Raw genomic sequence first — 19,062 nt, forward strand, 5'->3', positions numbered from 1 at the left:
CGGACTATGCACGGCCCCCGCTGGACAAACGGTTAAACGGCAGGCGCCGGCGCTTCGTTAAATCCGCGACAATTCGGGTGCGAGGTTTGTTCCCAATACATACTTGCGGGCAGAAACGGCCGGAAAATGCTGCTTTTTCCCGGCCGGCGGGCCTGGGAGTGTTTAAGGAAGATTTTACCATTCGGGCAGTCGGTCCGCCGTTCGGGGGGCGGGTTGTCATCCTGGATGGCCCGTCATTCGCTCGGGGGGGGCGATGTTTGATTTGTTGACGGGACCTAATCATTTGTACATTAGTACAAATGAACCGGCGACCCCAGTGCCGCCACCGGCGCGTGAGCGGATTACAGCCTGCGCCGGATCGCGGGGATCCGGTCCAGCGGATCGCAAGCCACGTCTTGGAGGACACCATGCAGCCCGAACCGATCCTCGATCTCGCCCATCTCGGCCACATGGAGCTGCTGACGCCGAAGCCGGACGAGAGCCTGAAATTCTTCGTCGACGTCATGGGCATGACCGTCAGCGGACAAAAGGGCGAGTCGGTCTATTTGCGCGGCTGGGACGATTACGAGCGCTATTCGCTCAAACTGACGGCGTCGAAGACGTCAGGCATGGAGCACATGGCGTTGCGTGCGCGCAGCCAGCAGGCGCTGGAGCGCCGCGTTGCGGCGCTGAAGGGGTCCGGCTTCGACATCGGCTGGATCGACGGCGACATGGGGCAGGGGCCGACCTTCCGCTGCCGCGATCCCGATGGACACATCGTCGAGCTCTATTACGAGACCGAATGGTATCAGGCGCCGCCCGAGCTGAAGCCCGCACTGAAGAACCAGGCGCAGCGCTTTCCCGCGCGTGGCGTCAACGTCCGGCGCCTCGACCACCTCAATTGCCTCGCCGTGGACATCAAGGCGAACCGCGAGTTCTTCGAGAATTATCTCGGCTGTCGGCTCACCGAGCAGATCGTGCTCAACGACGGCCGCGAAGCGGCGATGTGGCTGACGATGTCGAACAAGAGCTACGATTTCGCCTATTCGCTCGACCATTCCGGCACGCCCGGCCGCTTCCACCACGTCACCTACGCGCTCGACAGCCGCGAGGAGATCTTGCGCGCCGCCGACATCTTCCTGGAGAACGGCATCCACATCGAGACCGGCCCGCACAAGCACGCGATCCAGCAGACTTTCTTCCTCTATGTCTATGAGCCCGGCGGCAATCGCGTCGAAGTCGCCAACGCCGGCGCCCGTCTCATCCTCGCGCCCGACTGGAAGCCGATCGTGTGGACCGAGGAGGAGCGCAAGAAGGGACAGGCGTGGGGCCTGAAGACGATCGAGTCGTTCCATACTCACGGCACGCCGCCGGTGGACGTGAAGAAGCACGCTTAATGTGCTGAGGTCCGGAGGCGCGTGACTGTCTCGCGCACGCCGGTCCATGCTGGCCTGTCCGGTGCGAACTGCTTGCGCAGGAACGTGACGAGTTCCTCGACCTGTGCGTCGCTCATGCTGTTCTTGAATGCCGGCATGTAGCCGAGATCGCTCGACACCGGCTCGGCGATGCCGTGCAGGATGATTTGAACGAGATTGTCCGATGTCGCGCTGTGCAGATTGCTGTTGAGCGCGAGCGAGGGGCGGCTGCCGAACAGCGGCAGGCCGCCGACCTCGTGGCAGACGGCGCAGGCGCCCTGATAGAGTCGCGCGCCGGCTGAGGACGCCATCGTGACTTGCGTTGAAGCTTCGAGCTTTAGAGCAATCGCATCCTGGGCTTTCCCGTCGGTCGCGGCGTCATTGAACGAGTTGAGATAGACGGCCATGGCGCGGATGTCCTGGTCGGGCAGGGCCGCGAGATCCCTGACGATCGGCGCCATCGGTCCGGCGGCGACGCCATGATATCGCGAGTGGCCGGTGCGCAAATAGGCGAAGAGCTCGTCCTCGCTCCATGGGATCGGCGCATGCGAGAGCGAGGTCAGCGGCGGCGCCTCCCAGCCTTCGGCAAAGCCGCCGGCGAGATAAGCGCCACGCTGCTCGGCGCCGAGTGCGTTGCGCGGCGAATGGCAGCCGCTGCAATGGCCGAGGCCCTCGACGAGATAAGCGCCACGATTCCAGACCTCGGATTTGGCGGGATCAGGCTTGAACTCCCGCGTCTGGTGGAACAGCGCATTCCAGCCCGCGAGCAGCGGGCGGAGATTGAACGGGAAGGCGAGCGTATTCGTAGGCTGCGTCGCGCGCACTGCTGGTTGCGCCATCAGATAGGCATAGAGCGCCTGCATGTCGGCATCGCCAGTCTTCGAAAAGTGCGTGTAGGGGAAGGCGGGATAGAGCTGCCGTCCGTCGCGATGCAGCCCGTCGCGCATCGCGCGCTCGAACGCGGGATAGGACCAGGCGCCGATTCCGGTCTCGATATCTGGCGTGATGTTGGTCGCGTAGATCGTGCCGAACGGCGTCCCCAGGGCGCGGCCACCGGCGTTGAGCGCACCGCCGATCATGGTGTGGCACTCCGCGCAATTGCCGAGTGCGGCCAGTTGTTGCCCGCGCGCGATCGTTGCGGCGGAATAGACGGATGCATCGGGTCGGGTGATCGGCGCGATGGCCCGGCCCGGCAAAAGAGCCGCACCGATGCCGATTGCCGCGGTGCAGACTGCCGCGATCGTCGCGAAGACGCCGGCGCGTTTCGCGAAGGGATTTTCCCAGAGACGGGCTGGCTGTGGCGTAGCGGGAGCGGGCAACGCCTGCGGCGTGGCTGGGGCGCCGCCGTGCAGCCCCTTGAGGATACGCTCGGGCGTGAACGGCGGCTCGCGAAAGCGCACGCCGGTGGCATCGAAGATCGCGTTCGCAATCGCAGCCGCACTTGGGACCGAGGCGGACTCGCCGACGCCGAGCGGCGGCTGGTCCGGCCGCGGCAGCAACAACACGTCGATCTTGGGCACGTCAGGGAAGGGGATGATCGGATAGGCACCCCATTCACGCGCCGAGACTGCGCCGCGCTCGAACGAGACCTCCTCCATCAGCGCGCGGCTGGTGGACTGGATGACGTTGCCGTGGATCTGGTGGCGCACGCCGTCCGGGTTGATCATCAATCCGGAGTCCTGCCCGGCGACCACGCGCGTCACGCTGACGTCGCCGGTGGCCTTGTTCACGGCAACGTCGGTGACCCAGGCCGACCACGCCGCGCCGTAGCCGGGGAATTTGCTGTGGACGTAGAGCGCATAGGCAAAGCCGCGCCCATGCACGATCTCGCCGTCTTTCTCTTCGCGCACCGGCCGCGGCGTCCAGCCCGCCCGCTCGGCGACCGCATGGACGAGATCGACGGCGCGCTGGTCCTTGAGGTAACGCAGGCGATATTCGATCGGGTCGACGCCCGCCTCGGTTGCGGCCTCGTCGATATAGGATTCATGCGCAAAGGTGTTCGGCAGGGCCGAGACGCCGCGAAACCAGGACGCACGCACGATCGGCGCCATGTCGTGTGCGACGACGCGCATGTGGTCGTAATCGTAAGGCGGGATCGCGGTGCGGTCGCCCATCTGGAGGACGTCCGGCCTCGGCGATATCCGCCCCGTCAGCAACAGCGCCAACGTCGGGGCGGCATTCGACGGATAGCGCGTGGCGAGATCGTAGGCGGCGACGTCGCCCGCCGCGTCCAGGCCGCCATTGACGTCGATGAGCTGCGCGGCGCCTTTGGGCTCCCAGGCGTGCTCCTGTTCGCGCGTCAGCTGCACGCGCACGGGCCGGCCGACCGCGCGCGAAAGCAACAACGCGTCCGCGGTGACATCGTCGGCGCAGTTGCGGCCGTAGCAGCCGGCGGCCTCCAACCTGATGACCTCGATCTCGCTCTCGGGACGCTCGATCAGCAGCGACAGGTCTGCGCGCAGCACGTGCGGGTTCTGCGTGCCCGACCAGACACGGATGTTACCGTCCTGGAAGTCGGCGACCGCGCAAGACGGGCCGATCGAGGCATGCATCTGATATGGCCAGACGTAAGTGCGCTGCATCGGTTTGGCCGCACCGGCAATGGCAGCGTCGACGTCGCCCTTGTCGATCAGCGTCCGCGGCGTCGATGGATTGGCGCGCAGCGCGTTCTCGACGTCGGCGAGATCGGTCAGTTCAGGCGTCGGTCGCCAGCTCACCGCAAGCTGCTCCGCCGCGCGGATCGCGTTCTCCTCGCGCTCCGCGACGACGCCGACGAAATCGCCAATCCGTACGACGGCCATGATGCCGGGAATGTCGCGCACCGAGGATTCGTCGACCGAAATCAGGCTGGTGCCGACGAACGGGCCGGCGTCGACCCCGGCATAGGGCGGGCGCACCACGCGGCCGTGCAGCATGCCGGATACGCGGATGTCGTGCACGAAGGTCAGCTCGCCCGTGGCCTTGGCCGGGAGGTCGACACGGGGCATCGATTGGCCGACAATGGCGTAATCGCCCACCGGCTTGAGGGCGACGTCGTCGGCAAGCTCGAGACGAATGGTCTCTCCACCGATCAACTCGCCATAGCTGATGCTGCGATTGTCGTGCCCGCGCACGAGGCCGTCTTCGATCCTGAGATCGGCTGCCGGCAGCTCCAGGTGCTCGGCCGCACGTGCGATCAGGAAGTGTCGCGCCTGCGCGGCGGCTTTGCGCAGGGGAACTGCGGTAATCTGGATGGTCTCGCTCGCGATCGTCGCGCCCTGGTTCGGCACCGTTGCGGTGTCGCCGAGCACGACGACGACGCGGGCAAAGGACACATCCAACTCCTCGGCCACGATCTGGCCAAGCGCCGTGCGGATGCCGGTGCCGAGATCGACATGACCATTGTAGGCGCTGACCAAACCCTCCGCGGTAATGCGGACGAAGGTCTCGGAGGTGCACTCGTCCACCGTGCGGACGACGACGAGCGAGCCGGATTGCAGCTCAGCTCCGTTCGGATGCGGGGAGGCCATCAATCACCGGCCTCGGCGAGCTGGCCAGACGCACGCATCACGGCGCGAAGAATTTCGATATGCGTGCCGCAGCGACAGAGATTGTAGCGCAGCGCCGCCAGCGCCTCCTGCTCGGTGGGCCGCGGGTTGATCGCAAGCAGCGCCTTGGTGGTCATGATCATGCCATTGAGGCAATAGCCGCATTGCGCGGCCTGCTCGTCGATGAAGGCCTGCTGCACCACATCCGGGTTGTCGCGGATACCGAGCCCTTCGAGCGTCACGATGTCGCGGCCGGCGCAGCCACTGATCGGAATGACGCACGAGCGCGCCGCCGCGCCATCGATCAGGACAGTGCAGGTGCCGCATTCACCGAGGCCGCAACCGTATTTCGGACCGTTGAGCGCGAGATCGTTGCGCAGCACATAGAGCAGCGGCGTGTCTCGCGCCGCAGTGAGCTCGTGGATTCTGCCGTTCACGGTGAGGCGGATCGGTGTCTGCGTCATCCTCGTTCCCAAGTCGACTCGTTGAGCGCCGCGGCCAAAGCTTCGCGAATTCCAAGTCCGCTCAAAATCTACGTTGCGACGATACCGTTTGTACACAAACGTGCAAGCCGTGCATGCCGCAGTGCAGCGCGAATGCCTTCTTTGTGGACAGGGCGGGTAGGCAAATGAGGTTTTATGCGGCAGGCGTATGTTTTGCGCCGCACCGCCGCTTGACAGCCATCGGGAGGGCGCGCAACATCGTTCGTGTACAAATGATAACTGCACTGTCGGCTGGCTTTGACATGGTGACTGAACCTACGAGCGCCGCCATCGACAAGATCCGCTGCGATGCGTGTCCGGTGATGTGCTACATCAAGCCGGGCGCGGCGGGCGCCTGCGACCGCTATGCCAATCACGAAGGCAAGCTCGTCCGCGTCGATCCGCATGTGATTCTGGAGCGCACCGTGTCGCATGGCGGCAAGCTCGTTCCGTTCAGCCGCACCGAAGATTGGGACGGCAAGATCGTCCACGAGCCTTCCACCTTTGTAACGGCGATCGGCGCGGGGACGACCTATCCCGACTACAAGCCGGCGCCGTTCATCGTCTCGGCAGAGGTCGACGGCGTCGACATGGTGACTGTCGTCACCGAGGGCATCTTCTCCTATTGCGGCATCAAGGTGAAGATCGACACCGACCGCTATCTCGGGCCGGAGACGGCAACCGTCCGTGCACAAGGCGAGGCGGTCGGTCATGTCACCACCAGCGAATACGGTTCGCAGATGCTGTCGCTCGGCGGCGTGCATCATCTGACCGGCGGCTCCAAGAAGGAGGGCCGCGTCACCTGCGACACGCTGATGGATCTCGCAAATTGCAAGGCGGTCGAACTCACCATCGACGGCGGCGCGAGCGTGGTGGTGCAGGCCGGCCAGCCGCCGATCGTCAACGGCATGAAAGAAGAGCGCATGCGCGTCGGCTGCGGCTCGGCGACGATCGGCATGTTCGCCAAGCAATGGCACGGCAAGGTCGACGAGGTCGTCGTGGTCGACGACCATATCACCGGCGTGCTCTCGGAGCACCAGGCCGGCAAGCTGCTCGACATCGCCGATACCGGCATCAAGATGAAGGGGCGCCGCTCGACGCCCGGCCGCTATTTCCAGGTCGCCGACCCCGGCACGGGTTGGGGCGGCACCAATATCTCCGATCCGCTCGCAATCCTGGGACCGTTCGACGCGAGGGAGGCCAAGCCTGGCCTCTCGATGCTAATGGTCTCCACGACGGGTGAGCACTCCTCTTACTATGTGCTCGACGAAGCCTTGAAGCCGGTCGAGACCGAAATGCCTGACGACCTCAAGTTCTCGGTCGAGCGCATTCAGGAGAATTGCGAGCCAGCGCTGTGTACGGTGCTGTTCATGGCCGGCGCCGGTGGTTCCTTGCGGGCGGGCGTGACCGACAATCCAGTGCGGCTGACGCGCTCGGTGAAGGACGCCCTGACGCGCGTCACCAGTGGCGGCGCGCCGGTCTATGTCTGGCCGGGCGGCGGCATCACCTACATGGTCGACGTGACGCAGATGCCGGCGGGGGCGTTTGGTTACGTGCCGACGCCGGCGCTGGTCGCGCCCATCGAATTCACGATGAAGCTGTCGGACTATGCGGCACTCGGCGGGCACATGGATTATGTGAAACCGCTCTCCGAAGTTCAGGGCGGCGAGGATGTCCGCCAATTGCCCTGGCAGAACCCGATTCCGGGGCCTCGGGCATGACAAGGCTCCCGCAAATCGCGTTGCTGTCTGATGGCCGGCGGCTGCATTTGCAGGATGGACCGATTGATTTGATCGTCGAGGCGAGGGGGGCTGCCGACGCAGTGCGCGCGGCCTATGAGGCTGCGGCCCGGCGCTTCACGGGTTTGCTCGACGAGCTCTGCGCGGAACTGCCAGAACTGCGGGCGGCAGCTGAGCCGGAGCGGACATTGCTGGTAGGCGTCGTGGCGCGCCGCATGCACGCCGCGGTGGCGCCCTATGCAGCTGATGACTTCATTACGCCGATGGCGGCGGTTGCCGGCGGCGTGGCGGAGGAGATTCTCGGCGCAATGCTGAACGCTGCGGCGCTCGATCGAGCCTATGTCAATAATGGCGGCGACATCGCCCTGCATCTCGGCGACGGCCAGCATTTTTCGGTCGGCCTGATGGACCGGCCCGATCGCGGCGGCGTGATGCGGACAATCAGGGTGGATGCCGATGATACCGTGCGGGGCATTGCGACCAGCGGAAGGCACGGCCGCAGCTTTTCGCTCGGGATTGCCGACGCGGTGACCGTGCTGGCCGGAACGGCGTCGCAAGCCGACGCCGCCGCGACGATCGTTGCGAATGCCGTCGATTTGCCGGGGCATCCGGCTATCATCCGAAAGCCTGCGTGCGAGCTTCAGCCCGACAGCGATCTCGGCGCGCGGCTCGTGACCCGCAACGTTGGTGGATTGTCGCAGAACGAGATCGCCACCGCGCTCGAATCTGGCGCGGAATGTGCACGGCAATTATTCGATCGCGGATTGATCGACGGTGCCGTGTTGCAGCTTTGTGGTGATATGCTTGTCATCGGGACCAAGGATATTGAACGGCAACGATCGCGCCCGCTTGTACAAGAGAACGCGGTTCATGCCTGAACAGGGAAGCGGCTTGAGGAAACAATCATGAGCGCGATCATCCGCAAGATCGTCACCGTTGTCGAAGAGACGCAGATGGAGATGGGCCGCCAGGTCTCGCCGCCGACGCGGCGTGCGGCGGCAATCGCCGTGATCGAGAACCCGTTTGCCGGAAAATATGTCGAGGATCTCTCGCCGCTGATCGCGATCGGCGAGGAGCTCGGCGAGCTGCTGTCGAAGCGTGCGGTGGCGGCGCTCGGCATCGAGGGTTCCAAGGCGCAGAGCTATGGCAAGGCCGCGGCCGTCGGCGAGAACGGCGAGCTGGAGCATGCAGCCGCCATCCTTCACCCGAAAATGGGTGCGCCGGTGCGCAAAGTGCTAGGCAAGGGCGCTGCGCTGATCCCGTCGTCGAAGAAGCGCAGTGGACCCGGCACGACGCTGGACATTCCGCTGGGCCACAAGGATGCAGCCTTCGTGCGCAGTCATTTCGACGGCATGGAAGTGCAGATCAACGACGCGCCGCGCGCCAACGAGATCATGGTCGCGGTCGCCGTCACCGACAGCGGCCGTCCTTTGCCGCGCGTCGGAGGGCTGACCGTTGCGGAGATCAAGGGCGAAGACGGACTGCGTTAATCTTTTCAGAAAAGTGGAGGTTGGGATGCGAGCAAAGAACTATTTTGTCGGCGCGGCGTTCGCGCTGTTGGCAAGCGGCATGGCTCATTCGGCCCTGGCGGAAGACATCAAGATCGGCGAGATCAACAGCTACTCGCTGCTGCCGGCATTCACCGAGCCCTATCGCAAGGGCTGGCAGCTCGCGGTCGAAGAGATCAATGCGGCCGGCGGCATCAACGGCAAGAAGCTCATCGTCGTGTCCAAGGACGACGGCGGCAAGCCGGCGGATGCGCAGACCGCGGCCAACGAGCTGGTGTCGAGCGAGGGCGTGGCGATGCTGACGGGTACGTTCCTGTCGAACATCGGTCTTGCGGTCAGCGACTTCGCCAACCAGAAGAAGGTGTTCTTCCTGGCGGCCGAGCCGCTGACGGACGCCATCACCTGGTCGAAGGGCAACAAGTACACGTTCCGACTGCGCCCCTCCAATTACATGCAGGCGGCGATGCTGGTGGAAGCAGCCAGCAAGCTGCCGGCAAAGCGCTGGGCGACGATCGCGCCGAACTATGAATACGGCCAGTCCGCGGTTGCCGTATTCAAGAAGCTGATGTCGGAGAAGCGGCCCGACATCCAGTGGGTCGACGAACAGTGGCCGCCGCAGGGCAAGATCGACGCCGGTCCGGTGGTGCAGGCGGTTGCCGCGGCAAATCCCGAAGCGATCCTCAACGTCACCTTCGGCGCGGACCTCGTGAAGCTCGTGCGTGAAGGCAACACCCGCGGCCTGTTCAAGGGACGCGAGGTCGTCTCGTTCCTCACCGGCGAGCCCGAATATCTCGACCCGCTCAAGGAGGAGACGCCAGAGGGCTGGATCGTCACCGGCTATCCCTGGTACTCGATCAAGACGCCCGAGCACGACGCGTTCCTGAAGGCCTATCAGGCCAGGTACAACGACTATCCGCGCCTCGGCTCGATCGTCGGCTACCAGACCATCAAGTCGGCGGCGGCGATCCTGGCGAAGGCCAATTCGACCGATCCGGAGAAGCTGATCACTGCGGCGGAAGGGCTGTCGATGCCGTCGCCGCTGGGCGAGATCACCTTCCGCAAGATCGATCACCAGTCGACGCTCGGTGCCTATGTCGGCAAGACCGCGCTGAAGGACGGAAAGGGCGTGATGGTAGACTCGTCTTACAAGAAGGGCGCGGATTATCTTCCGAGTGATTCCGAAGTCGAGAAGCTGCGTCCGAAGGATTAATCTCCGCTGCCGCAGGGTGGGTTAGCCGCAGGCGTAACCCACCACGGTCTGTACCCGCAGAACCAGAAGAGGTGGGTTACGCTGCGCTAACCCACCCTACGAAGCTCTCTCTCCCCGCAAGCGGGGAGAGGTGATGCAACACTAACCCGGACCGCCGATGGCCTTTTATGTCGTACAGTTTCTGACCGGTCTCGCCAGCGCAGCGTCGCTGTTCCTGGTGGCGTCGGGCCTGTCGATCATCTTTGGCGTGACGCGGATCGTGAATTTCGCGCACGGCGCCTTCTACATGATTGGTGCCTATATCGCCTTCACGCTCACCGAGCGCCTATCGGGGACGTTCGGCTTCTGGGGCGGGATCGTCATCGCTGCGCTTGCCGTGGCGGTGATCGGCGTCATTGTCGAGATGGTGCTGCTCCGGCGGATCTATCACGCGCCCGAGCTGTTCCAGCTGCTTGCGACCTTCGGCCTGACCTTGATGGTCGAAGACCTCGTCGTCCTGATCTGGGGCCCGGACGATCTCGTCGGGCGCCGTGCACCCGGCTTCAAGGGGGCGATCGACTTCTTCGGCCAAAACATCCCGAGCTATGATTTATTCCTGATCGTGCTCAGCCCGGTCGTGCTCGGCATCCTCTGGCTCCTGTTCCAGCGCACGCGCTGGGGCGTGCTGGTGCGCGCAGCGACGCAGGACCGCGACATGGTCGCAGCGCTCGGCGTCAATCAGAAATGGCTGTTCACGAGCGTGTTTGCGGTCGGCGTTTTCCTCGCCGCTCTCGGCGGTGCGCTCCAGATCCCACGCGATGCCGTGCATCATGCGATGGATTTGCGCATCATCGTCGAGGTCTTCGTTGTCGTGGTGATCGGAGGCCTCGGCAGCATCATCGGTGCTTTCGTCGCGGCGGTGCTGGTCTCCGAGCTCAACGCCTTCGGTATCCTGATCTTTCCCAAAATCTCCATCATCCTGGTGTTCCTGGTGATGGCGGCGGTGCTGATCGTGCGGCCCTGGGGCCTGTTCGGCAAACCAGAGGCCCCCGCGCGCAAGACGCCGGGTCTCACCGTCAATCCCTGGCGGCCGCTGACGTCGAATGAGCGGCTGGCTGCGCTTGCAGCGCTCGTCATCGCAGCGACGCTGCCGCTGTTCGCCGGCAACTATGCACTGACCGTCGGCTCGGAGATCGCGATCTCCGTGATCTTCGCCGTCAGCCTGCACTTCCTGATGTCGGTCGGCGGGCTCGCGTCCTTTGGCCACGCCGCCTATTTCGGCCTCGGCGCTTACGGCGTCGCTTTCCTCGCCAAGATGGCGGGGCTGCCGATGATCGTCTGCCTGTTGCTCGGTCCGCTGCTCGGCTGCATGGGCGCTGCCGTGTTCGGCTTCTTCGCGGTACAGCTCTCGGGCGTCTATTTTGCGATGCTGACGCTCGCCTTCGCGCAGATCGTCTGGTCGATCGCGTTCCAGTGGGTGAGCGTCACCGGCGGCGACAACGGCATCCTGGGCGTCTGGCCCGCGAGCTGGGCCGCGAGCCCATCGCATTTCTATTGGCTGTCGCTCGGTGTTGCTGCGCTCGTGACGATCGCTTTGCGGGCAATGGTGTTCTCGCCGTTCGGCTATGCGCTGAGAGCAACGCGCGACTCGCTGCTGCGCAGCGAAGCGGTCGGCATCAACGCCAAGAGCATCCAGTGGACGGCCTTCGTGATCGCGGGCACGACCGCGGGCATCGGCGGCGCGCTGTTCGCCTACCTCAAGGGTAGCGTCTTCCCGGACAATCTCGGCATCTCGCTCTCGGTCGATGCGCTGGTCATGGTGCTGCTCGGCGGCGTCGAGACGGTGTCGGGCGCGGTGATCGGCGCCATCGTCTACAAGGCCTTGAACATCTGGCTGGTCAGCCAGACCGATCTGTCAAAACTCGTGCTCGGCGGCTTCATCGTTCTGATCGTCGTCGTCTTCCCCAAGGGCATCGTCGGCATGCTGGAGATGCTGGCGCAGCGCCGCAGGAAGGCATCGCCGCCGGGCTCCCCCTTGCTTGCCAAGCCGATCGAGTCCGCCGAATGAGCGTCGCCCCCCCACTTCTCGCGGTCGAAGGACTGACCAAATCCTACGGCGGCGTCCACGCCGTGCGCGGCGTCTCGTTCTCGCTGCGATCAGGCGAGATCCTGGCGCTGATCGGACCGAACGGCGCGGGCAAGAGCACTTGTTTCGATATGCTCAACGGACAGAACAAGCCTGACACCGGCCACGTCCGCCTGCTCGGCGAGGACACAACCGGCAGGAAGCCGCGCGAGATCTGGCGGATGGGCGTGGGCCGCACCTTCCAGATCACCGCGACCTTCGCGACCATGACGGTGCGCGAGAATGTGCAGGTCGCGCTGATCTCGCATGGCAAGCAGCTGTTCAATCTCTGGGGCTCGGCGCCGAACTTCGACCGCGGCGAAGCCGGGCGACTGCTCGAACTGGTCGGCATGGGCGGCTATGCGGATCGCCCTTGTGGCGAGCTTGCCTATGGCGATCTCAAGCGGCTCGAGCTCGCCGTCGCGCTCGCCAACCAGCCAAAGTTGCTGCTAATGGACGAGCCGACCGCCGGCATGGCGCCGCGCGAGCGCGTCGATTTGATGCGACTGACCGCGCAGATCGCCCGGGAAAAATCGATCGGCGTTCTCTTCACCGAGCACGACATGGACGTGGTGTTCGAGCACGCCGATCGCATCATCGTGCTCAACCGCGGCACGCTGATCGCCGAGGGCTCGCCGGCCGAGGTCCGCGGCAATCCGCAGGTGCAGGCGGTCTACCTTGGCGAGGGCCTGCTATACGATGCCGGGCATCGCGAGGGAGCATCGGCATGAAGCTCACGGTGCAAGACCTCAATAGTCATTATGGCCCGGCCCATATCCTGTTCGACATCGGCTTCGAGGTCGGCGAGGGGGAAGTCGTGGCATTGCTCGGCCGCAATGGCGCCGGCAAGTCGACGACGTTCCGCTCGATCGTCGGGCTCGTCGCGCAGCGCTCAGGACGGATCATGTTCGAAGGCAAGGATGTCTCGGCGCGTCCAACGCATGAGATCGTGCGCGATGGGCTTGGTTACGTGCCGGAGGAGCGGCGTATCTTCACCGATCTGACGGTGGAAGAGAATCTGGAAGTCGGCCGCCAGCCGAAGCGCCCGAACGCGCCGCACTGGACCCGCGACAAGCTGTTTTCGCTGTTCCCCAACCTCGGCGAGATGAAAAATCGCCCGGGTGGCCGCATGAGCGGCGGCGAGCAGCAAATGCTCACCATCGCACGCACGCTGATGGGCAATCCGTCGCTGGTGCTGCTCGACGAGCCCTCGGAAGGCCTGTCGCCGAAGATCGTGGAGCAGATGGTTGAGGCCATCCTGACCATGAAGAAGGAGGGCGTCAGCATCGTCGTCTCCGAGCAGAATCTGCACTTTGCGCGGCTGATCTCCGATCGCGCCTATATCATCGAGCGCGGCCGCATCTGTTTCGGCGGCACCATGGCCGAGCTCGATGCGCGTCCGGATATCCGCGACGCACATTTGTCGTTGTAGGGGGCGGGGAGCGGATGGCGAGAAGCGTCGCGGCGAAGAAAAGCGTCAAACCGGCAAAGCCGCCTTACGTGCTCGATGAGCAGGTTGGCTTCATCCTTCGACAGGTCTGGCAGCGTCACAGCGCGATCTTCTCTCGCGAGATCGGCACCAATATTACGCCGACGCAATGGGCGGCGCTGTCGAAGCTCGCCGAGGCCGGGCCATGCTCGCAGAACCAGCTCGGGCGCCTGACGGCGATGGATGTGGCGACCATCAAGGGCGTGATCGATCGTTTGACGGCGCGCGGCCTGACCGAAACCAGCCAGGATCCCGAGGACGGACGGCGGCTTCTGGTCAGCCTGACGCGCGCGGGCCAGCAGCTGGCGGAAAAGGTCGCGCCGAATGCGCTCGCGATCACCCGGGAGACGCTGGCGCCGCTCGAGGCAAGGGAGCGCGAGATGCTGATGGCGCTGTTGAACAAGCTGCGGTGAGGTGCGACTAACCTCGGTGAAGGTCTTGTCGAGGTTTTTTGAGATGAGAGCGGCGACCCGCTTTGCGATGGTTCTGAGTATGAGTGCGGTGCTGGCAAGCCAGTGTGCTCACGCCCTGGCGGCGCAAGCCTATGAGGGGTTCTGGGCGTCAACCAAAAAGGATTGCCGCGACCAGGACAGCGCCAACCGCATGAGCATCGAGGGCGGCAACCGCCTCTATTGGTACGAGACCAGGTGCCGCGCCAGCGAGGTCACGGCCGACGGGCACCTGAGCTGGAAAATGAAGCTCGCTTGCGAAGGCGAGGGCGAAAAGTATCGCTCCAGTCCCCGGGTTTCCATTGCCGCTGACGGCAAGCTGGTGGTGGACGACAGTCCGGTCGGGCAAGGCAAGCGCCAGACCTACGTGCGTTGTGAAATCGCTAAGCGCCGCTGATTGGATGATCAGCTTTTTCCGAGGGACCGCGCGGAGCGGCGAACCGCTCCGGCTGCGTCACTTCGCCACCACCTCCGGCACCCTGCCGGCCGGCGGAGTGTTGCGGCTGCGCTGGGTGCGCACGATACCGTCGATGATGGTCATGCCGATGCCGGGGAGGTCGCCGAGCTGGACGCTCTCCAGGATGTTCTTGCCGGCCGAGTGCTGCGCCTTGTCCATGATGACGAAATCGGCCGAGCGGCCGACTTCGATCAGGCCGCAATCCAGTTCGCGCATCCGCGCCGTGTTGCCGGTGGCAAGGCAAAACGCGACCTCGGCCGGCAGGTCGCCAAGCGAGGACAGCATCGACACCATGCGTAGAATGCCGAGCGGCTGCACGCCGGAGCCGGCCGGCGCATCGGTGCCGAGGATGACGCGGTGCAGATCGCCCATCTCGCGCGCAATGCGCAACGTGAATAGCGCCGAGCGCTCGTTGCCATTGTGGACGAGCTCGAGGCCGCGCTTGCAGCCCTCGCAGATGCAGCGGATCTGGTCGTCGGGAAGCGCGGTGTGACCGCCATTGATGTGGCCAATCACATCGGTGTCGGCCTCCAGCACCACGTCCTTGTCAATCAATCCGGAGCCGGGGATCGAGGGACCGCCGGTGTGGATCGTGCTCTGGATGCCGTATTTGCGCGCCCAGCCGACCATTTTTCGCGCGGTAGGGCCGTCCTTGACGCCGCCCAGGCCGACTTCGCCGAGCAGCTTGACGCCGGCTGCGGCCAACTCCTTGAAGTCCTCCTCCACCATCTCGCATTCGATCACAGGCGCGCCGGCGTGAACCTTCACGCCGCCAGGCCGCAGATTCCAGAATGCGCGCTGGGCGAAGATCGCCATCGCCTTCAACCCGACGACGTCGCGCGGGCGGCCGGGCATATGCACCTCGCCGGCGGAAATCATCGTGGTGACGCCGCCATGCAAATTGCTGTCGATCCAGCCGATCTGGTTCTGGCGAGGCGTCCAGTCGCCCGCAACAGGGTGGACATGGCTGTCGATCAGGCCGGGCGCCACCGTAGTGCCATTGGCCTCGACGATCGTTGTCGCGCCTTCGGTGTTGAGGTCCTTGAAGCGGCCGATCGCAGTGATCTTGCCGTTCTCGGCGACGATGGTGTCGCCGTCCAGGATCGGCTTTTCCAGCGCGCCGGACAGGATCAGGCCGATATCGCGGATCACGAGCTTCGAAGGTCCGGTGGCCTGGGGTGCGTCATGCGCCATGGAATGGGTCCTTGTCCTTAACTGCAACGCTTCCGATCTTGGGCAGCCTTGACCGCGGGATCAAGCCGGATTATTCATTAGTATACAAATGATCGTGTACAAACGACGCATAGCTGCCGCCTTGAAAACCGCCACGACACACCACGGAAGGGTGAGATGAGCAATTTCAATCAGGAAGCCGTTTTGAGCGTCCACCACTGGACCGACACGCTATTCTCCTTCAAGACCACCCGCAGCCCGACCTTCCGCTTCCGCAACGGCGAATTCACCATGATCGGCCTCAAGGTCGGCGAGAAGCCGCTGCTGCGGGCCTACAGCGTCGCCAGCGCCAATTACGAGGACACGCTGGAGTTCTTCTCGATCAAAGTGCCGGACGGCCCGCTCACCTCCCGGCTCCAGCATCTGAAGGAAGGCGACGAGATCATCGTCAGCCGCAAGGCCACCGGCACGCTGGTGATCGACAATCTGGAGGACGGCCGCAACCTCTACCTCATCGGCACGGGCACGGGCCTTGCGCCGTTCCTAAGCGTGATCAAGGACCCCGAAACCTACGAGCGGTTCGAGAAGGTCGTGCTGCTGCACGGTTGCCGGCACGTGAAGGAGCTCGCCTATGGCGAGATGATCACGGAGACGCTGCCCAAGGACGAGCTGATCGGCGAGTACATCCGTAGTCAGTTGATCTACTATCCGACCGTGACGCGCGATCCCTTCCGCAATCGCGGCCGCATCACCGACCTCATCACCTCGGGGAAGCTGTTTTCCGACATCGGCCTGCCGGCCTTGGAAGCCGCCCACGACCGCGTCATGATCTGCGGCAGCCCGGCGCTGGTGGCGGATACCCGCGTGCTCCTCGGCGAGCGAGGGCTTGTCGAGGGCAATCACGGCGAGCCGGCCCAATTCGTGGTCGAAAAGGCCTTCGCCGAACGCTAGGCCCGGAATTTTCGCGCAATAAGACCGTATTTTCGCCGCCGGACGCCCGTTGCGGCGCCGATTCGGCGCGCGATACACTGTGGGAACGAATCAGCGGAGTTCCCACATGGTTGCGGACAGCGACAGCAACATCGCCTGGCACCGGGTTCAGTTGAAGAAGAACCGCGCCGAGCTGAAGGCGCTCGAGACCGCGCGCTTCACGATGGGCGAGATCGCGTCTTCGAAACAGAACGGCCAAACCCAGAAGGCGGTCGGGGAACTCAGGCGCAAGATCGCGCAATCCGAGCGCGCCATCGCCGATCACGACAAGCGCACGCGCCGTCCGCTCACCACCGACCTGCAAAGCCTCAGCAAGGGCAGCTGGAGCAATTGGGACGCCTACACCAACCAGCAGCAGCGCAAGATCAGCCCGCGTTCGCCGGGGCGGGGGTAGATTCGTCTCTCTACGCCTGCACCGCCGAAGCGCAGGTTCCGCACCCCTTGCGCGGGCGGCGTCGTGCACCATCTCGGTGAGACGCCATCAACCGCTTCGGTGATCACATGGCACCACGCCTCGATTTCACCAGCGAGGCCTTCTTTCGCGATCCACCCAGGGCGATCGCGACGTTGCGCATGTCCGGTGCTGTTGTCGCGGTGCGATTTCCTCTCGTCGGCGATGTCTGGATCACCACGACCTATGAGGCCGCGGCGCAAGTCCTGAAGGAGGGCAGCAATTTCACGCTGCGCAAGGAGGATGGCGACGTCGCAGGTTTGCGCTGGTGGATGCCGAACTACGTTAGAACCATCGCCAACAACATGCTGACGATGGACGAGCCTGACCACACAAGGCTGCGCAGCATCGTGGACGAGGCGTTCCGACGCCGCGCGATCGTCGCGATGGAGCCGCGTATCCGCGCCATCGCGGACGGTCTCGCCGACGAGCTGTTCTTGGCAGGAAGCCCGGCCGATCTCGTCCAGCGCTATGCCCGCATCCTGCCGCTCGCGGTGATCTCCGAGCTGCTCGGATTGCCGTTGGCCGATCGCCCTCGCTTCATCGCCTGGGCCAATACGATGTCCTCGCTTACGAACGTCGTCAGCTTGTTCCGCCTGCTGTTCGCGTTCCGCAAGATGCGAGCCTACCTCGAACGGCAGCTGCAGATTGCCCGCGTGCGGGGCGGCGAGGGCCTGATCGCGGAGCTGGTCCAGGTCGAGCGCGAGGGCGGCCAGATCACGCCGGACGAAATGGTGTCGATGGTGTTCCTGCTGCTCGCGGCCGGCTCCGAGACCACCACGCATCTCATCAGCGGTTCCGTCTACGAGCTCCTCAGAAATCCCGGCGTCCGCGACTGGCTGGCACAGGACTGGAGCCGCGTCGGGATCGCGGTGGAGGAATTCCTGCGCTTCGTGTCGCCGGTGCAGTTCTCCAAGCCGCGCTATGTGAGGCGGGATATCGAGCTCGCGGGCGTGCGTCTCGAGAAGGGCGATCGCGTCATGGTGATGCTCGCCGCCGCGAATATGGACCCGGCGATGCATGATCGTCCCGACAGCATCGATCTCGCGCGCAAGCCGAACCGTCACATGTCCTTCGGAACGGGAATCCATTTCTGCCTCGGTCATCAACTTGCCCGGATCGAGGCGGCGTGCGCCCTGGAGGCGTTGTTCGTGCGATGGCCGAAACTTGGCCTTGCTGTGGACGTGTCTCAGATCCACTGGCGCAAGCGACCGGGCATGCGTGCGATCGCGAACCTCCCTGTCGTGCCCGACGGCCACGGAGCACAGGCGACAGCGTCAGCTGGATCGATGACGGTTCGTTCCCAGCCAGTGGCCTGCTGAGACTTACGCCTTGCGGAAAATTTTCTCTGCACTCGTCGGTAGGAACGGCATGCCGTTGCTCCAGTTGTTTTTGCGACATCGAAAGCCGGATGAGTTCCTCCGGTCGATGTCGTGTCAACAACAGGAGACAGCATCATGACCGGCAAGATGCCACCTGTTCCGGCCGAGAACCAAAGCCCAAAGGGAACCGGCGACAGCAAGCAAGCGTCCTCGACTGCCCCGCACGGCCAGCAGCGTGCGCAAAATCCAGACCAGCAAGGGCAGCAGGGCAACATCAAGCAGAACACCACCAATCAAGGCTATCAGCAGGATCGCTGAGGAGGTGACATGTCGACATCCACCAAGACACCGAACAGCATCCGTCAGGGCGGACCTGGCGCTTCGCATGAGAATGCGAAGGCACCGCTCGAAGTGAAGAAGCCACCGGCGGACGACCCGCAGCGCAACCACAGCCGCGTCTCCGGGGGAGGTGGCGAGCACGATTCACACCACAGGCATGACGAGGCCGGAAAGGGCGGAGGCAGGTGAGGCATGACCAATAAGCAACCCAAACTCTACGCACCGACCGAAAAGGATCTGCACGAAAATCCCCTGATCGGCGGATCGAAGGGCGCAACGATGGCCGGTATCTCGCCTGAGGACCTCGAGGACGCCCTGGGCGAGAACACGATCGAAGGCGACGTCGAGAACGACGTGAACGCCACTGGCGGCATCGACAAGGACGTCGCGCGCAGTGGCACGCACCGACGAGACCGATAGCTCCGGAG

Annotated in this window: 19 protein-coding genes; 16 read left to right on the plus strand and 3 right to left on the minus strand. The window is 64.3% G+C overall.

Going from position 1 to position 19,062, the window contains the following annotated elements; all coding sequences use genetic code 11:
* Positions 1-407: 407 nt before the first annotated feature.
* Positions 408-1,376 carry a catechol 2,3-dioxygenase gene (locus FXB41_RS17075; protein WP_007592461.1) on the plus strand — a complete coding sequence of 323 codons (969 nt, stop codon included), beginning with the start codon at positions 408-410 and terminating at the stop codon, positions 1,374-1,376.
* Here FXB41_RS17075 and FXB41_RS17080 read toward each other — a convergent pair.
* A complete protein-coding gene (locus FXB41_RS17080; protein ID WP_219682568.1) occupies positions 1,373-4,903 on the minus strand; it encodes a molybdopterin cofactor-binding domain-containing protein in 3,531 nt (1,176 codons plus the stop codon). The two genes, FXB41_RS17075 and FXB41_RS17080, sit on opposite strands and share 4 nt — an antisense overlap.
* Positions 4,903-5,385 (minus strand): (2Fe-2S)-binding protein, encoded by a 483-nt coding sequence (locus FXB41_RS17085; protein WP_007592457.1) that lies wholly within the window; start codon positions 5,383-5,385, stop codon positions 4,903-4,905. Before FXB41_RS17085 ends, FXB41_RS17080 begins: the two co-directional genes overlap by 1 nt.
* A gap of 281 nt (positions 5,386-5,666) precedes the next feature.
* Here FXB41_RS17085 and FXB41_RS17090 point away from each other — a divergent pair, with 281 nt between their 5' ends.
* From FXB41_RS17090 to FXB41_RS17130, 9 genes are all read left to right on the plus strand, one after another.
* Entirely contained in the window at positions 5,667-7,124 is a 1,458-nt protein-coding gene (locus FXB41_RS17090) for a 6-hydroxynicotinate reductase (protein ID WP_219682569.1), read from the plus strand.
* Positions 7,121-8,020: a UPF0280 family protein gene (locus FXB41_RS17095; protein ID WP_219682570.1), complete on the plus strand. Its 900-nt coding sequence runs from the start codon at positions 7,121-7,123 to the stop codon at positions 8,018-8,020. Before FXB41_RS17090 ends, FXB41_RS17095 begins: the two co-directional genes overlap by 4 nt.
* 27 nt (positions 8,021-8,047) lie before the next feature.
* A complete protein-coding gene (locus FXB41_RS17100; RefSeq protein WP_219682571.1) occupies positions 8,048-8,632 on the plus strand; it encodes an amino acid synthesis family protein in 585 nt (194 codons plus the stop codon).
* Between the two features lie 25 nt (positions 8,633-8,657).
* Positions 8,658-9,860 carry an ABC transporter substrate-binding protein gene (locus FXB41_RS17105; RefSeq protein ID WP_219682572.1) on the plus strand — a complete coding sequence of 401 codons (1,203 nt, stop codon included), beginning with the start codon at positions 8,658-8,660 and terminating at the stop codon, positions 9,858-9,860.
* A 157-nt stretch (positions 9,861-10,017) separates the two neighbouring features.
* The gene (locus FXB41_RS17110; protein WP_219682573.1) at positions 10,018-11,907 is read left to right on the plus strand and encodes an ABC transporter permease; all 1,890 of its coding nucleotides are present in this window, start codon (positions 10,018-10,020) and stop codon (positions 11,905-11,907) included.
* Positions 11,904-12,695: an ABC transporter ATP-binding protein gene (locus FXB41_RS17115; RefSeq protein ID WP_007592447.1), complete on the plus strand. Its 792-nt coding sequence runs from the start codon at positions 11,904-11,906 to the stop codon at positions 12,693-12,695. The genes FXB41_RS17110 and FXB41_RS17115 overlap by 4 nt, the downstream gene beginning before the upstream one ends.
* Entirely contained in the window at positions 12,692-13,396 is a 705-nt protein-coding gene (locus tag FXB41_RS17120) for an ABC transporter ATP-binding protein (RefSeq protein ID WP_007592446.1), read from the plus strand. The genes FXB41_RS17115 and FXB41_RS17120 overlap by 4 nt, the downstream gene beginning before the upstream one ends.
* Before the next feature lie 14 nt (positions 13,397-13,410).
* The gene (locus tag FXB41_RS17125) at positions 13,411-13,866 is read left to right on the plus strand and encodes a MarR family winged helix-turn-helix transcriptional regulator (RefSeq protein ID WP_027517315.1); all 456 of its coding nucleotides are present in this window, start codon (positions 13,411-13,413) and stop codon (positions 13,864-13,866) included.
* Between the two features lie 43 nt (positions 13,867-13,909).
* Positions 13,910-14,299, plus strand: a complete 390-nt coding sequence (locus FXB41_RS17130) for a hypothetical protein (protein ID WP_219682574.1) — start codon at positions 13,910-13,912, stop codon at positions 14,297-14,299.
* A gap of 57 nt (positions 14,300-14,356) precedes the next feature.
* On the opposite strand, the gene FXB41_RS17135 is transcribed toward FXB41_RS17130, so the two are convergent.
* Positions 14,357-15,553 carry an amidohydrolase family protein gene (locus tag FXB41_RS17135; protein WP_219682575.1) on the minus strand — a complete coding sequence of 399 codons (1,197 nt, stop codon included), beginning with the start codon at positions 15,551-15,553 and terminating at the stop codon, positions 14,357-14,359.
* 156 nt (positions 15,554-15,709) lie between these two features.
* On the opposite strand from FXB41_RS17135, the gene FXB41_RS17140 reads away from it, so the two are divergent.
* The 6 genes from FXB41_RS17140 to FXB41_RS17165 all read left to right on the plus strand — a co-directional run bounded on the left by FXB41_RS17140 (position 15,710) and on the right by FXB41_RS17165 (position 19,054).
* A complete protein-coding gene (locus FXB41_RS17140; RefSeq protein ID WP_007592440.1) occupies positions 15,710-16,483 on the plus strand; it encodes a ferredoxin--NADP reductase in 774 nt (257 codons plus the stop codon).
* Between the two features lie 106 nt (positions 16,484-16,589).
* Positions 16,590-16,916 (plus strand): hypothetical protein, encoded by a 327-nt coding sequence (locus tag FXB41_RS17145; protein ID WP_219682576.1) that lies wholly within the window; start codon positions 16,590-16,592, stop codon positions 16,914-16,916.
* Positions 16,917-17,023: 107 nt separating this feature from the next.
* Entirely contained in the window at positions 17,024-18,295 is a 1,272-nt protein-coding gene (locus FXB41_RS17150) for a cytochrome P450 (protein ID WP_219682577.1), read from the plus strand.
* A gap of 135 nt (positions 18,296-18,430) precedes the next feature.
* A complete protein-coding gene (locus FXB41_RS17155; RefSeq protein WP_219682578.1) occupies positions 18,431-18,613 on the plus strand; it encodes a hypothetical protein in 183 nt (60 codons plus the stop codon).
* Positions 18,614-18,622: 9 nt separating this feature from the next.
* A complete protein-coding gene (locus FXB41_RS17160; RefSeq protein WP_007592432.1) occupies positions 18,623-18,823 on the plus strand; it encodes a hypothetical protein in 201 nt (66 codons plus the stop codon).
* A 3-nt stretch (positions 18,824-18,826) separates the two neighbouring features.
* On the plus strand, positions 18,827-19,054 hold the full coding sequence (locus tag FXB41_RS17165; protein ID WP_219682579.1) for a hypothetical protein: 228 nt from the start codon (positions 18,827-18,829) through the stop codon (positions 19,052-19,054).
* The last annotated feature ends 8 nt before the right edge of the window (positions 19,055-19,062 follow it).

This window comes from Bradyrhizobium canariense, from assembly GCF_019402665.1.
Taxonomy (GTDB): Bacteria; Pseudomonadota; Alphaproteobacteria; order Rhizobiales; family Xanthobacteraceae; genus Bradyrhizobium; species Bradyrhizobium canariense.

What these genes read in the sequence shown, in the direction of transcription:
- FXB41_RS17075 (WP_007592461.1), top strand. Translation starts at nt 408, where the DNA reads ATGCAGCCCGAACCGATCCTCGATCTCGCCCATCTCGGCCACATGGAG.
- FXB41_RS17080 (WP_219682568.1), bottom strand. Translation starts at nt 4,903, where the DNA reads ATGGCCTCCCCGCATCCGAACGGAGCTGAGCTGCAATCCGGCTCGCTC.
- FXB41_RS17085 (WP_007592457.1), bottom strand. Translation starts at nt 5,385, where the DNA reads ATGACGCAGACACCGATCCGCCTCACCGTGAACGGCAGAATCCACGAG.
- FXB41_RS17090 (WP_219682569.1), top strand. Translation starts at nt 5,667, where the DNA reads ATGGTGACTGAACCTACGAGCGCCGCCATCGACAAGATCCGCTGCGAT.
- FXB41_RS17095 (WP_219682570.1), top strand. Translation starts at nt 7,121, where the DNA reads ATGACAAGGCTCCCGCAAATCGCGTTGCTGTCTGATGGCCGGCGGCTG.
- FXB41_RS17100 (WP_219682571.1), top strand. Translation starts at nt 8,048, where the DNA reads ATGAGCGCGATCATCCGCAAGATCGTCACCGTTGTCGAAGAGACGCAG.
- FXB41_RS17105 (WP_219682572.1), top strand. Translation starts at nt 8,658, where the DNA reads ATGCGAGCAAAGAACTATTTTGTCGGCGCGGCGTTCGCGCTGTTGGCA.
- FXB41_RS17110 (WP_219682573.1), top strand. Translation starts at nt 10,018, where the DNA reads ATGGCCTTTTATGTCGTACAGTTTCTGACCGGTCTCGCCAGCGCAGCG.
- FXB41_RS17115 (WP_007592447.1), top strand. Translation starts at nt 11,904, where the DNA reads ATGAGCGTCGCCCCCCCACTTCTCGCGGTCGAAGGACTGACCAAATCC.
- FXB41_RS17120 (WP_007592446.1), top strand. Translation starts at nt 12,692, where the DNA reads ATGAAGCTCACGGTGCAAGACCTCAATAGTCATTATGGCCCGGCCCAT.
- FXB41_RS17125 (WP_027517315.1), top strand. Translation starts at nt 13,411, where the DNA reads ATGGCGAGAAGCGTCGCGGCGAAGAAAAGCGTCAAACCGGCAAAGCCG.
- FXB41_RS17130 (WP_219682574.1), top strand. Translation starts at nt 13,910, where the DNA reads ATGAGAGCGGCGACCCGCTTTGCGATGGTTCTGAGTATGAGTGCGGTG.
- FXB41_RS17135 (WP_219682575.1), bottom strand. Translation starts at nt 15,553, where the DNA reads ATGGCGCATGACGCACCCCAGGCCACCGGACCTTCGAAGCTCGTGATC.
- FXB41_RS17140 (WP_007592440.1), top strand. Translation starts at nt 15,710, where the DNA reads ATGAGCAATTTCAATCAGGAAGCCGTTTTGAGCGTCCACCACTGGACC.
- FXB41_RS17145 (WP_219682576.1), top strand. Translation starts at nt 16,590, where the DNA reads ATGGTTGCGGACAGCGACAGCAACATCGCCTGGCACCGGGTTCAGTTG.
- FXB41_RS17150 (WP_219682577.1), top strand. Translation starts at nt 17,024, where the DNA reads ATGGCACCACGCCTCGATTTCACCAGCGAGGCCTTCTTTCGCGATCCA.
- FXB41_RS17155 (WP_219682578.1), top strand. Translation starts at nt 18,431, where the DNA reads ATGACCGGCAAGATGCCACCTGTTCCGGCCGAGAACCAAAGCCCAAAG.
- FXB41_RS17160 (WP_007592432.1), top strand. Translation starts at nt 18,623, where the DNA reads ATGTCGACATCCACCAAGACACCGAACAGCATCCGTCAGGGCGGACCT.
- FXB41_RS17165 (WP_219682579.1), top strand. Translation starts at nt 18,827, where the DNA reads ATGACCAATAAGCAACCCAAACTCTACGCACCGACCGAAAAGGATCTG.